At 56.1% G+C, this 13,036-nt stretch carries 13 protein-coding genes; 8 read left to right on the forward strand and 5 right to left on the reverse strand.

All coding sequences use genetic code 11. From position 1 onward, the window contains the following. Positions 1 to 70 precede the first annotated feature (70 nt). Together nudB and aspS are read right to left on the reverse strand one after the other, a co-directional pair. Positions 71 to 517: a dihydroneopterin triphosphate diphosphatase gene (nudB, locus tag AAGR22_RS12600; protein ID WP_345827827.1), complete on the reverse strand. Its 447-nt coding sequence runs from the start codon at positions 515 to 517 to the stop codon at positions 71 to 73. After that, positions 518 to 2,317 (reverse strand): aspartate--tRNA ligase, encoded by a 1,800-nt coding sequence (gene aspS / locus AAGR22_RS12605; RefSeq protein ID WP_345827828.1) that lies wholly within the window; start codon positions 2,315 to 2,317, stop codon positions 518 to 520. 282 nt (positions 2,318 to 2,599) lie between these two features. On the opposite strand from aspS, the gene AAGR22_RS12610 reads away from it, so the two are divergent. From AAGR22_RS12610 to AAGR22_RS12635, 6 genes are all read left to right on the forward strand, one after another. Then, on the forward strand, positions 2,600 to 3,163 hold the full coding sequence (locus AAGR22_RS12610; RefSeq protein WP_345827830.1) for a hydrolase: 564 nt from the start codon (positions 2,600 to 2,602) through the stop codon (positions 3,161 to 3,163). Between the two features lie 88 nt (positions 3,164 to 3,251). Beyond that, the gene (locus tag AAGR22_RS12615) at positions 3,252 to 4,076 is read left to right on the forward strand and encodes a DUF72 domain-containing protein (protein ID WP_345827832.1); all 825 of its coding nucleotides are present in this window, start codon (positions 3,252 to 3,254) and stop codon (positions 4,074 to 4,076) included. A gap of 105 nt (positions 4,077 to 4,181) precedes the next feature. Continuing rightward, a complete protein-coding gene (locus AAGR22_RS12620) occupies positions 4,182 to 4,577 on the forward strand; it encodes an MAPEG family protein (RefSeq protein WP_345827834.1) in 396 nt (131 codons plus the stop codon). 117 nt (positions 4,578 to 4,694) lie between these two features. Then, positions 4,695 to 5,435: a carboxy-S-adenosyl-L-methionine synthase CmoA gene (gene cmoA / locus AAGR22_RS12625; protein WP_067701113.1), complete on the forward strand. Its 741-nt coding sequence runs from the start codon at positions 4,695 to 4,697 to the stop codon at positions 5,433 to 5,435. Then, positions 5,432 to 6,400, forward strand: coding sequence for a tRNA 5-methoxyuridine(34)/uridine 5-oxyacetic acid(34) synthase CmoB (cmoB, locus tag AAGR22_RS12630; protein WP_345831591.1), 969 nt, complete (start codon positions 5,432 to 5,434; stop codon positions 6,398 to 6,400). The genes cmoA and cmoB overlap by 4 nt, the downstream gene beginning before the upstream one ends. A gap of 248 nt (positions 6,401 to 6,648) precedes the next feature. Then, a complete protein-coding gene (locus tag AAGR22_RS12635) occupies positions 6,649 to 7,746 on the forward strand; it encodes a glycerol dehydrogenase (protein WP_345827836.1) in 1,098 nt (365 codons plus the stop codon). Positions 7,747 to 8,863: 1,117 nt separating this feature from the next. Here AAGR22_RS12635 and AAGR22_RS12640 read toward each other — a convergent pair. Both AAGR22_RS12640 and cutC read right to left on the reverse strand, forming a co-directional pair. Continuing rightward, positions 8,864 to 9,673, reverse strand: a complete 810-nt coding sequence (locus tag AAGR22_RS12640; RefSeq protein WP_345827838.1) for a hypothetical protein — start codon at positions 9,671 to 9,673, stop codon at positions 8,864 to 8,866. Positions 9,674 to 9,886: 213 nt separating this feature from the next. Beyond that, positions 9,887 to 10,642, reverse strand: coding sequence for a copper homeostasis protein CutC (gene cutC / locus AAGR22_RS12645; protein ID WP_345827839.1), 756 nt, complete (start codon positions 10,640 to 10,642; stop codon positions 9,887 to 9,889). Positions 10,643 to 10,742: 100 nt separating this feature from the next. On the opposite strand from cutC, the gene AAGR22_RS12650 reads away from it, so the two are divergent. Beyond that, a complete protein-coding gene (locus tag AAGR22_RS12650; RefSeq protein ID WP_345827841.1) occupies positions 10,743 to 11,891 on the forward strand; it encodes a PatB family C-S lyase in 1,149 nt (382 codons plus the stop codon). A 3-nt stretch (positions 11,892 to 11,894) separates the two neighbouring features. Here AAGR22_RS12650 and AAGR22_RS12655 read toward each other — a convergent pair whose 3' ends face one another. Next, complete coding sequence (locus AAGR22_RS12655; protein ID WP_067701096.1) at positions 11,895 to 12,455, reverse strand: VOC family protein; 561 nt, start codon at positions 12,453 to 12,455, stop codon at positions 11,895 to 11,897. Positions 12,456 to 12,764: 309 nt separating this feature from the next. Between AAGR22_RS12655 and AAGR22_RS12660 the strand changes: the two genes are divergently transcribed. Beyond that, the gene (locus tag AAGR22_RS12660) at positions 12,765 to 12,893 is read left to right on the forward strand and encodes a hypothetical protein (protein WP_255362062.1); all 129 of its coding nucleotides are present in this window, start codon (positions 12,765 to 12,767) and stop codon (positions 12,891 to 12,893) included. Positions 12,894 to 13,036: the final 143 nt, after the last annotated feature.

Here is a 13,036-nt window from a genome sequence, read left to right on the forward strand (position 1 = left end):
CCCTCACAGGCTACCTCAATGATAACGCCTGGATAGTCAGATAATTTAAAACCGTCTTGCGGTCAGAAAGTTAAGCCAAAAGTGATACAACAAATTCTTCAATTGCCTGGCGGTTACTCCAGGATTTCGTCAGCTGCGCGGCCTCTTCGGCGGGCAGCCAGCAAAACGCCAGGTGCTCGCTCAGCATGATATCCCGCTCCGCTGGCAGAGCAAGACTGAACCAGTGCTCGGCGTTATGCGTGATATCAGGCGCATAGCGGTGGCGGAAATGCGCGAAGATTTCGAATTCTATCTGACGCTGGCAGTCGCTGACTGTGAGCTGCTCAGCGTTGACGTCAATTCCCGTCTCCTCCCACACTTCGCGCACGGCGGTTTCAGCCAGCGTTTCCGCGGGCTCCTGACTGCCGGTAACCGACTGCCAGAAGCTGCTGTCATCCCGCCGCTGCAGCATTAGCACCCGCCGGGTATCACTGGCGTAAATCACCACCAGCACCGATACCGGATGCTTAAAAGCCATTTACTCGCTCTCTGATGACGAATCAGACGCGCGGGCCTGCTGTTTTTTCACGACTTCAATGCCCAGTTCGCCCAGCGATGCCGGGTTCGCGAAGCTTGGGGCCTCGGTCATCAGGCAGGCTGCCGCCGTCGTTTTCGGGAACGCGATCACGTCACGGATGTTATCCGTACCGGTCAGCAGCATCACCAGACGGTCGAGGCCAAATGCCAGACCCGCATGCGGCGGCGTACCGTATTTGAGCGCATCCAGCAGGAAGCCAAATTTCTCACGCTGTTCCTGCCCGGTAATGCCGAGAATGCCAAACACCGTCTGCTGCATCTGCCCATTATGAATACGCACGGAGCCGCCGCCGACTTCATAGCCGTTAATGACCATATCGTACGCGTTGGCAATAGCCGCTTCGGGAGCCGCTTTCAGCTCGTCCGGCGTCAGCTCTTTCGGCGCGGTGAACGGATGGTGCATCGCGGTCAGACCCTCTTCACCGTCATCCTCAAACATCGGGAAGTCGATAACCCACAGCGGCTTCCAGGCGGCAGCATCGGTGATGGCCAGGTCGCGGCCCAGCTTCAGGCGCAGCGCACCCAGCGCATCAGCCACCACTTTCGCCCTGTCAGCGCCGAAGAAGATCATATCGCCGTCGGCGGCGTCGGTCCGGGCCAGAATGGACTCAACGATGTCCGCATTCAGGAACTTGGCCACCGGGCTGGTGATGCCTTCCAGGCCTTTCGCGCGCTCATTGACCTTGATATAAGCCAGGCCTTTCGCGCCGTAGATTTCAATAAACTTGCCGTATTCGTCAATCTGTTTACGACTGAGCTGAGCGCCGCCCGGCACACGAAGCGCCGCCACGCGACCTTTAGGGTCATTAGCCGGCCCGGAGAACACCTTAAACTCAACGGTATTCAGCAGGTCAGCAACGTCCACCAGCTCCATCGGATTGCGCAGGTCCGGCTTGTCAGAGCCGTAACGACGCATCGCCTCTTCGAAGGTCATTGTGGGGAAATCACCCAGATCAACGCCCTTCACGTCCTGCCACAGCTCGCGCACCAGACGTTCCATGATCTCACGCACCTGCGGGGCGGTCATAAACGAGGTTTCAACATCGATCTGGGTAAATTCAGGCTGGCGATCGGCGCGTAAATCTTCATCGCGGAAGCATTTGACCACCTGATAGTAGCGGTCGAAGCCCGACATCATCAGCAGCTGTTTAAACAGCTGAGGCGACTGCGGCAGAGCATAGAACTTGCCTTTATGCACGCGGCTGGGTACCAGGTAGTCGCGCGCGCCTTCCGGCGTGGCCTTGGTCAACATCGGCGTTTCGATATCCAGAAAGCCGTTGTCATCCATAAAGCGACGGACGAAGCTGGTGATTTTAGCGCGCGCCTTCAGGCGCTGAGCCATATCCGGGCGGCGCAGATCGAGGTAGCGGTACTTAAGACGGGCTTCCTCGCTGTTGACCTGATTGGAATCGAGCGGCAACGGCTCGGCGCGGTTGATAATGCTCAGGTCGGTGGCAAACACTTCGATCTCACCGGTCGGCATCTCACTGTTTTTATTTTTATCGTCGCGAGCGCGGACGGTGCCGGTGAGCTGAATGCAAAATTCGTTACGGAGTTCAGAGGCCAGCTGGAAAGCTTCCTGACGGTCCGGATCGAAAAATACCTGTACGATACCTTCGCGATCGCGCATATCAATAAAGATCAGGCTGCCCAGGTCGCGGCGGCGGTTGACCCAACCGCACAGTGTCACTTGCTGGCCTACGTGGGACAGATTGAGCTGTCCGCAATAATCAGTACGCATAACGATATCCTTTAAACTTCGCCGCTCACACGCAGCAGTTTTGTTGTCTCTGCCCATGCAGGCGATGCTGTCGCGAAAAATGGCGGCCATTATAATTGAAAAAGCCCGGCGCGATAAGAGCCGTAACCGCATCAACGCCCCCGAAAGCGGGCAAAATAGCCCGCAGACACCCCGCCTCTCATAAACGCTAACAAATTTCACCCTTTGCGAACATTGTTCTTATCGCAGAAAAAGCAGGATTAGCTGTATTCTCAATGGTTTCCCTTTTGCACCGGAGAGACGATGTTAGAGATAAATGCAGCCAAAACCGCACTGGTATTAATCGACCTTCAGGAAGGGATACTGCCCTTTGCCGGTGGACCACACAGCGCATCTGAGGTAGTCACCCGCGCCGCAACGCTTGCCGCGAAGTTTCGCGCCGTCAATGCCCCGGTAGTGCTGGTACGCGTGGGCTGGGCCAAAGACTTCGGCGACGCGCCGAAGCAGCCGGTCGATGTCAGCCACGGCGGTGCCCTGCCCGGGAACTGGTGGGTCTACCCCGCCGCGCTGGGCAAAGAGGAGAGCGACATCGAAGTAACCAAGCATCAGTGGGGCGCATTCTACGGCACCGACCTGGAGTTACAGCTGCGCCGCCGGGGTATTGATACCATCGTGCTGGGCGGTATCTCCACCAATATTGGCGTGGAGTCCACCGCGCGTAACGCCTGGGAGCTGGGTTTCAACCTGATCGTCGCTGAGGACGTTTGCAGCGCGGGCAGCACCGACCAGCACCAGGGCAGCATGAAAAATATTTTCCCGCGCCTGGGCCGTGTCCGTCACTCCGCCGACATTATCGCCGCATTATAAGCTGACAGCCCGTCACGCCTGCTGACGGGTTGCACTCCGCTGCTGGCCTCGTTACATTTCCTGCTGGACGATACGAGAGGGAACGCCGGTGAAGCCTTTTTATCTTGGACTGCCGCAGTGGCAGCATCCTCAGTGGAAGAAGCTGGGTATGGCTACCCTTGCGGACTATGCCCGCTATTTTAACTGCGTAGAGGGTAATACCACGCTTTATGCCCTGCCGAGGCCGGAGATCGTGCAGCGTTGGTACGACATGACGCACGACGACTTCCGCTTCTGCTTTAAATTCCCGGCGACCATCAGCCATCAGTCGGCTCTGCGCAACTGTCAGGATCTCACCGCAGAATTTTTTAGCCTGCTCGCCCCGCTTGATGCGCGCATGGGTCAGTACTGGCTGCAGCTGCCCCCGGCTTTCGGCCCGGATGAGCTACCGGTACTCTGGGCATTTCTGGATACCCTGCCCTCTGGCTTTCGCTACGGCGTGGAGGTCCGTCATCCGGCATTTTTCACCAAGGGAGACGCTGAACGGGCGCTTAACCGTGGGTTGCACGATCGTAGCGTTAACCGGGTGATCCTCGATACGCGCGGCGTACATTCGGCAAAACCGAGTAATCCAGCCATTATCGAAGCACAGCGCAAAAAACCGGTACTGCCGGTGCATGCGGTGAAGACCGCCGATCAGCCGATGATTCGATTTATCGGCGGTGACGATCCCGGGGCTAATCTGGCCTGGTTTCAATCCTGGCGGGCGCTGCTGCCGCAATGGGCCGAACAGGGCCAGCCCTGGCTGTTCATCCATACCCCCGACATTGGCTTTGCACCCGACCTGGTTCAGGCTCTCTGGCCCACCCTGCAGGCGATCCTGCCGCAGTGCGGAGAAGCGCCGGACTGGCCGCAGCAGGCGCAGCTGTTCTGACGCTGAACGTCCGAAATCATCCTCAACTTGTCGCCATTCCCTGACAGATTGCACTTTCATCGCTATGATGTTGCCAGATATTTTTAATAAAACGATGGAGTTGGAATGGTCAGCGCCCTGTATGTTGTGCTTGGTGCCCTGTTTCTTATCAAGCTGTCTTTAAACGTTTCACGACTGCGCCAGCTGTATCGGGTTGCCTGGGGTGACGGCGGGTTTTACGAGCTGCAAATCGCGCTGCGCATTCACAGCGGTGCGGTGGAATTTATCCCGATCGCTGCCCTGCTGCTAATTAGTATGGAAATGAACGGCGCTGATATCTGGCTGCTGCACCTTACCGCGCTGTTTTTTTTCCTGGGCCGCCTGCTGCATATCTATGGCCTGCGCACCAGCACCCGGTTGTGGCGCAAAAATGGCACCACTATTTCCATCCTTTCGCTGCTGGGAATGGTGATTATCAATTTGATTTATCTGCCCTGGGACCTGGTTCTGACGCTGCGCTAACGCTAAAACGGGCAGGCGGTACCGCCCCGCCGATCGCCCCGCGTGGCAGAAAGGGTGCAGCCTGCGCCGCTTTCTGCCAGAATACCGCCTTTCCGTTTTCCTTTCGGACTTACCACTATGTCTAACCGCGATATGCTGTTCTCCGCGCCAATTGCCAAACTGGGTGACTGGACGTTTGACGAGCGCGTGGCTGAAGTTTTTCCCGATATGATCCAGCGCTCGGTGCCGGGTTATTCGAATATCATTTCGATGATCGGCATGCTGGCCGAACGTTTTGTCCAGCCCGACACGCAGATCTATGACCTGGGCTGCTCGCTGGGCGCGGCGACGCTCTCCGTGCGCCGTAATATTCATGTTAATGGCTGTAAGATTATCTCCGTTGATAATTCGCCGGCCATGGTTGAGCGCTGCCGCCGCCATATCGATGCTTTCCGGGCCGACACGCCGGTTGAGGTTATCGAAGCGGATATCCGTGATATCACCATTGAAAATGCCTCAATGGTGGTGCTGAACTTCACCCTGCAATTTCTGGAGCCTGCCGAGCGGCAGCAGCTGTTGAACAACGTCTGGCAGGGGCTGCGTCCCGGCGGCGCGTTGGTCCTGTCGGAGAAGTTCAGCTTTGCCGACCAGGACGTCGGTGAGCTGCTGTTTAACATGCATCACGATTTCAAACGAGCCAATGGCTACAGCGAGCTCGAGATCAGCCAGAAGCGCAGTATGCTGGAAAACGTTATGCTGACGGACAGCGTGGAAACCCATAAACAGCGGCTGCGTACCGCCGGTTTTGAACATGCTGAACTCTGGTTCCAGTGTTTTAATTTCGGCTCGCTGATCGCGCTTAAAGCAGGATCTGCCTGATGGATTTTGGAAATTTTTACCAGCTTATTGCCAAAGGTCCACTGGCCCACTGGCTGGAAACGCTCCCTGCCCAGCTTGCCGCCTGGCAACGCGAGCAGCTGCACGGTCATTTCAAAAACTGGGATCGATCGGTGGAGTACCTGCCCGCGCTGACGCCCGAGAGTCTGGATTTGCTGCACGGCGTCAGCGCTGACAGCAGCCAGCTGAGCGATCGCCAGCGCGACGGTATTGAGAAACTGCTGCGTAATCTGATGCCCTGGCGTAAGGGTCCGTTTTCGCTCTACGGCGTGAACATTGATACCGAGTGGCGCTCGGACTGGAAATGGACGCGCGTGCTGCCGCACATTTCACCGCTGGCGGGCAGGACAATTCTGGACGTGGGCTGCGGCAGCGGCTATCACCTGTGGCGGATGGTGGGTGCTGGCGCCAGCCTGGCGGTGGGCATCGATCCGATGCAGCTGTTTTTATGCCAGTTCGAGGCGGTACGTAAGCTATTGGGCAGCGATCAGCGCGCGCATCTGCTGCCGTTAGGTATTGAGCAGCTTCCCGAACTCAAGGCGTTTGATACCGTTTTCTCTATGGGCGTGTTGTATCACCGCCGTTCACCGCTTGATCATCTGCTCCAGTTGAGAAACCAGCTGGTGAGCGGCGGTGAGCTGGTGCTGGAGACGCTGGTGATTGAGGGCGGCGAGCGGGATGTCCTGGTGCCGGGCGAGCGATATGCGCAGATGCGCAACGTCTATTTCATTCCCTCTACCGGTGCGCTGAAAGGGTGGCTGGAGAAGTGCGGATTCGAGGATGTGCGTATTGTGGATTATTCGCGTACCACGACGGACGAACAGCGCCGTACCGACTGGATGGTGACCGGCTCACTCGCGGAGTTCCTTGACCCCGATGACAGTTCTAAAACCGTCGAGGGCTACCCGGCTCCGCTGCGCGCGGTACTGGTGGCGCGCAAGCCTTAAGACCGCGCCCGCGTTTTGCCCGTACCCGCCGAGGCGGCACGCCCTGTGCCGCCTCGGATTAAGGCTATTCCGGGTAATGTTGCCCTTCAACCCTCGTTCGATTTCGCTCCGACACCCTGGCGTAGTTTTCAGCAGTTTCAACTTATGTGAAACTTTCCGAAAAGCGTTTTTTAACAAGCCACGACGCGATAAAAAGACCAGGATAAAGGAGACACACTTCTGTTTTATTTCATTACAAGGAGTCTTGCATGAGTAAGTTCGTATTCTCTTCACCGCGGAAATATGTTCAGGGTGCAGGCGTGTTGGCCCAGCTGGGCGAGTACGTCGCTGAGCTTGGCAACAACGCGTTTGTGGTCGCGGACGACATCGTCTGGGGGCTGATTGGAAAAGATGTCGAAACCTCACTGAAGCAGAACAACATTGCGTTTCACTATCAGCAGTTCAATGGTGAAGCCTCCAGTAATGAAATTACCCGCCTAGCAGGACTGGCAAAAAACGGCGGAGCCAGCCTGGTCGTCGGTCTCGGCGGTGGGAAAACCCTGGATACCGTGAAAGCCGTCGCGGATGAACTGAAGCAGCCTGTGGTTATCGTTCCGACGATTGCATCAACGGATGCCCCCTGTAGCGCACTGTCGGTGATCTATTCGGATAGCGGCGTGTTTGAAAGCTACCGTTTCTACAGTAAAAACCCTGACCTGGTGCTGGTAGATACTCAGGTTTGCGCCCGCGCACCGGTCAGATTGTTCGCTTCCGGTATCGCCGATGGGCTGGCGACCTTTGTTGAGGCGCAGGCGGTAAAACGCTCGCACAGTAAGTCGATGGTCAATGGCGATCCGACCATTGCGGGCATGGCTATTGCCGAGGCCTGTGAAAAAACGCTGCTGACCTATGGGTTCAGCGCTTATCAGGCCGTCGAGAAAAAGCTGGTGACGCCCGCCGTGGAGGCCGTGGTTGAGGCGAATACGCTGCTTTCCGGACTGGGGTTTGAGAATGCAGGACTGGCAGGCGCACACGCGATCCATAATGGTTTTACCGCCATCGAAGGCGATATTCATCATCTTACCCACGGTGAGAAGGTAGCCTATGGCACGTTGACGCAGATGGTGCTTGAGCAGCGTCCGGATGAGGAGATTGCCCGCTATATTCGTTTTTATCGCGCGATTAAGATGCCGGTTACGCTGAAGGAGCTGCATCTGGAAAATGAGAGCTGGGAGAATCTGGTGAAGATTGGCGCACTGGCCAATAACGAAGGGGATACGCTTAAGAATCTCAATCCGAATCTCAGCGCAGAGGATATCGCCAGCGCCATTATGGCCGTTGATGCCTTCAGTCAGACGGTTAAATAGCGTCCTTTCGGTTAAGTCCGTTGCTGGCATGCGGGGCCCGGTGCTACAAAAGCTGGAGGTGTCGCCTGGGGGTGGGGCCCGGCTGGCTAAAGGTTTGGTGCCGTCGCCTACAGGTTTGGTGCCGTCGCCTACAGGTCTGGTGCCGTCGCCTACAGGTCTGGTGCCGTCGCCTACAGGTCTGGTGCCGTCGCCTACAGGTCTGGTGCCGTCGCCTACAGGTCTGGTGCCGTCGCCTACAGGTCTGGTGCCGTCGCCTACAGGTCTGGTGCCGTCGCCTACAGGTCTGGTGCCGTCGCCTACAGGTCTGGTGCCGTCGCCTACAGGTCTGGTGCCGTCGCCTACAGGTCTGGTGCCGTCGCCTACAGGTCTGGTGCCGTCGCCTACGGGTGGTGCCCGGTGCCTGGCGGTCCTCGCGCCGCGCGTGGCGCGGTGCCTTCGCTTCGCTCGTCGACTTTCCGGACCGGGCATGACGTGACATCCCTGTCCCGGCATGCCCTTGTGCCAGCATCCCTGCTGGCCCATCCGGGTCTCCCTCCCTGCGCTCAGCGCTGCGGATTGCCTGTCACCGGGCCCCACCCGCCGGCTTACTACATTGTGCTGGCTGCGGTTAAGGGCGGTTCCGGGGTGACAGGAAACTCCTTGCCCGGTTTTATTGTGGAAAGAACCCTGCGTATTGATAAAAGGTCTTATCTGAAACGACTCAGAAGCCTGAGAGGTGGACAATCCCAGCGGGTGACGGGCATTCCGCAGCGCTGCGGCAGAGACGGAGGGCCAGGCGAGGGCAGCAGGGATGCTGCACTCAGGGAGCGGCGGGCAGGACGCCCGCTCGCGACCGGGCCGTCCGGCCTGGCGTCGGAGCCAAAGGCACCACGCGAAGCGTGTAGCTGCGACGTCCGGCAAACGCTGGGATTATCCACCGACACCACAGCTATTGCAGCCCAACAACTAACCGACAAACGCTGGGATTATCCACCGACACCACAGGTATGGCAGCCCAAACAACTAACCGGCAAACGCTGGGATTGTCTACCAGCACCTCAGATATTGCAGCTTCATGGCAGACCAACGCACAAGACCTCAACGCGAAGTCGGCGTCAAAGACAAAGCCTGGCATCGGTCAAGGGAAAGTCCGATCGTCTTCCTCTGCCCTGCCCGCTTTATCCCAATACTCAAAGCGATAGGCAGTCGTGATATCACGGCGAATCATTCCCGCCGGAAACAACTCCGTCTCGCGTGAATAGCTAAGCGTACAATTGCCGCGATCGTCCCAAAGCTGGCACTCATCAACTGTGTGCAGCTGGCTCAAGGGCGATGTCGTCAGCGTACGCAGCATAAGCTCACGATCCTGGCTGTCATAACGCAGGAACATCCGGTTGCTACCCGAAAAGGAAGACGTCAGCTGATTCTTCTTATTCCACTGATAAATGCTCTCACCGTTCGCCAGACTGTCCGAACCGCGCGCAACGCTCTTAATCAACCGGAAATGTGCATCAAAACTGTTCGTTGTTGCGGTAAAACCTTTCACTCCCTGCAACAGGAAAGTATCGGTAGAACTGGTGATAGTGCCATTCCTGCCGGTCATATAGCTGATGATGCCCTCCTTGCGCGTCACCGGCTCAGCCTCGCCCGCCCTGATTACAAACACCGAAATGTCATACGCAGTTTGCCAGCCATCTTCAACGCGGGTGATGCTCTGCACCGCCTTCATCACCAGATTGCCTTCATTTTTATCGACGCTAATATTCGCCTGAAGCAGCACGCCGCAGGCGTCAAACTTCGCCAGCATCCGCTTTTGCCGATCCACGTCCTTACCAAATTCACCGACGACCACCTGCTTTACCGGGCCGGTTGCGGTTCCACCCAGCACTAAAAGAGCATTGCTGTCGTTAATCTGCTGATAATGAGGCGGGCAGCCCGGCGTTGCCATTACAACACCCGTGTGCAGCAGGACAGCACAACAGGCACTTAGCAGAAGGGGTTTCATACAGGGTCTCGTCAGTAGGCAGGCATCCCTGCAAAGTATAATGGGATTATCCTCGGCGCAACTCTCGCCAGATAAAAAAAGCCCCACCAAAATGATGGGGCCTGGTACTTGCAAACATCACGTCGCTGAACTGGCGTGCTGCGCGGCAAAATCGTTTCAGGCGACGTTAACAGATGAACTGTGTAACATCGCGCCCTTCATGGCTTCAACCATATCACTGTCCACGCAGGTTCGGCTGAATTCGTCGGTCTCTGCCACCGAACTCATTGAAACACCCGCTTTGCGATAGCGCATTGATGATGAAATTCGCTGGCTGGCCGAGCTGTGTAGCTCGCTGAGCCCGGCATCAATAAACTTTTGCAGGTTGCTGAGACGCACCCCAGCACCCGCCATGATGATTGGACCGCGGGTAGTGCGCGTTAGTTCCCTTAATAAGGGTAAACCACTTTCGGCGCTTTGCTGCTGCCCCGACGTCAGAATGCGCGCTACGCCAAGATCGGTCAGCTGTTGCAGCGCAGTCAATGGGCTGTGGCAGAGATCGAACGCACGATGGAAGGTCACCGCCATGCCATTACAGAGCGCCATTACCTGCTTCATGCGCACAAGATCAATATGACCGTCCACGTCCAGTACGCCGACCACCAGCCCTGGAAAACCCCGTTCCCGAATAAAATCGATATCAGATTTGATTTCCTCAAATTCGCCAGCGGAATAGCAGAAGTCTCCGCCACGTGGTCGTACTATCGGGTGGACCGGGATGGTCAGCCTCTCTCGAGCCTGCATCAGACTACCGGCAGAAGGCGTAAGTCCTCCCTCAGCCGGGGCAGAGCAAAGTTCGATACGATCGGCTCCGGCTTTTTCGGCCGCCAGTGCGCAATCGACTCCGTAGCAGCATACTTCCAGTTTACACATCCCATCCTCCTGTTAATGACCGCCGTCAGGTTGTGAAAATCACAGCTGATGTTTAATCTGCCTTAAGACATTAGTAATTATATTAACGGGAATCACTGACATGACATCCAGTTTTAATGAACGGATCGATCGCCGTCACAGCGATAGTGAAAAATGGCACAAATACGGGAACCAGGACATCCTTCCCCTGTGGGTGGCCGATACGGATTTCCGATCGCCAGAATGTGTGATTAACGCGTTGAAACAGCGTGTTGAACACGGCATCTTCGGGTACGGCATTACGCCGCCTGAACTGATTGATTTGGTTATTGCCCGCATGGCAGAACGCTACCAGTGGAAAATAGAGTCGGACTGGCTGGTTTTCCTGCCAGGAGTGATCAGTGGCCTTAATCTTTCGGTCCGCGCCTTTACCGAGTCCCATCAGGGGACCATCGCGCCGACGCCTGTTTACCCGCCTTTTCGCTCAGCGGCAAAACTGGCAAACCGTACGCAGCTCAATGCGCAGCTGCGTCTGGAAAATCAGCGCTGGGTAATGGACTTGCTGGCGCTTGAAATGCAGATGACCGGCAACGAAAAATTACTGATGCTCTGTAATCCTCAGAATCCGGGCGGCACCGTTTACCGACGTGAAGAGCTGGAGAGCCAGCTGCGCTTCGCTCAGCGCCACGATCTGATTGTCTGCTCGGATGAGATCCACTGCGATCTCATTCTGGAGCCGGGTCTGAAGCACATCCCTTTTGCCAGCCTCAGTGAAGACGCCGCGCAGCGCTCGGTTACGCTAATGTCTCCCTCGAAAACCTTCAATATTGCCGGTCTGGGCGCATCGCTGGCGATCATTCCTAATCCTGAACTGCGCAGGCGCTTCATGCAGCAGCGAAAAGGCGTCGTACCGCCCGTGGATATTCTTGCCTACGTAGCCGCCACCGCCGCCTGGCGCGATGGACAGCCCTGGCTTGATAAGCAGCTGGCCTATTTGCGTGGAACGCGCGATCTGCTAACGGCAGAGATTAACGCCATGTCGGGTCTGACGCTGTCTGCGCCGGAAGCCACCTATCTGGCGTGGATCGATGCCAGTCAGTTAAATGTGGCCAGCCCCGCGCTCTTCTTCGAGCGTCACGGGCTGGGATTCTCGCCGGGGCGCGATTTTGGTGATGATGCCTTTGTTCGTTTCAACTTCGGCTGCCCGCGGGATATGATTAACGAAGCCCTGAAACGCATGAAAAACGCGGTCAGTCTAATGAATCGCTAGGGCTTACGCCCCTTCGCTTTCCACTATTTCCTTCAGGCTCCAGGGATGGAACTTGATGGTGATACTGCCATTCGACACGGCAAGAGTGGGATTGGGCAGCCGTTCACCTTCCCCCGCCGGTGCGCTATTTTTTATTGTCACCCCGGGCTGCACCAGTCCGGTATCAGATAACAGCGCCAGCGCGCGGTTGCCCAGCTCGCTTTCTTTACCACGCAATACGACCTCAATATGCTCCCAGCCTTCATGTCGGTAGAGCCGATTGCCGGGCCAGGGAAGCTCGATCAGGGTGATCGCCCAGGGGCCCACCGTCAGCCCTTCCGTCAGTTCAAAAAGGGCAACGGGGCGACCATTAATATTTTTTTCTGAAAATAGCGTGCCGTGCTGTAAAAAACCTTTTTTCCACCGTTCCGCCGTCGTAATCTGGTTACAGCGCACGGCAATATGATCAATTTCAAGATCGGCCAGTCTTAAACCCAGACTTTCTGAAAATTCATCCAGCGAAGTCAAGAAACGCGGCAGATCATTGATAAGGTCGGTTAACTCTTCTGCAATTGGGCCTGTCAATGGCTCCCCCTTCGATACTTAAGTTAAATTACTGATTTTTTTCAACGCCAGCGCCCGTATCGGACCAGTTAAACTCTTTATTTATCCAATTTCATGCTGAGAAGATGATATATAAGCCATTCTTCACTCAATTATACCCAGCTTATGCTGGTTCAGTACCAGTTTTTGTTTTAGATAGTTATACTTAACTATATGTTTTCATTTAGTTAATTTACAAAAATGCGACTTTTCTTAATTCCTGAGCGGCATCTTCCAGGCTATTCTTATTTGAGACAGATTGATCGTGACTCTCACTCAAGGAATAACCCTATGCTTATGTTGCTACTTGTCATCGTGCTGATTGCGATGATGGGATTTGCGCTGGTACGCCACTGGAAGGTACGGAATAATAAAAACACTATTTCCAGCCCGCACCGCACCCACCGTCGTCGTCCATAGCGATTTCCCGAGGGGGGACAGCCCATACTGTCCCCCTCTCATCGCAGTGGCAGCTCCACTGCTCACATCGGTAAAAATGCCCGGGTTTGCCGTCATTTGCGACCAGCTTCATGGATAACTCCCTCCGAAATGCAGTATACTTC

Source organism: Erwinia sp. HDF1-3R, assembly GCF_039621855.1.
In the GTDB taxonomy this organism is placed as follows: Bacteria; Pseudomonadota; Gammaproteobacteria; order Enterobacterales; family Enterobacteriaceae; genus Erwinia.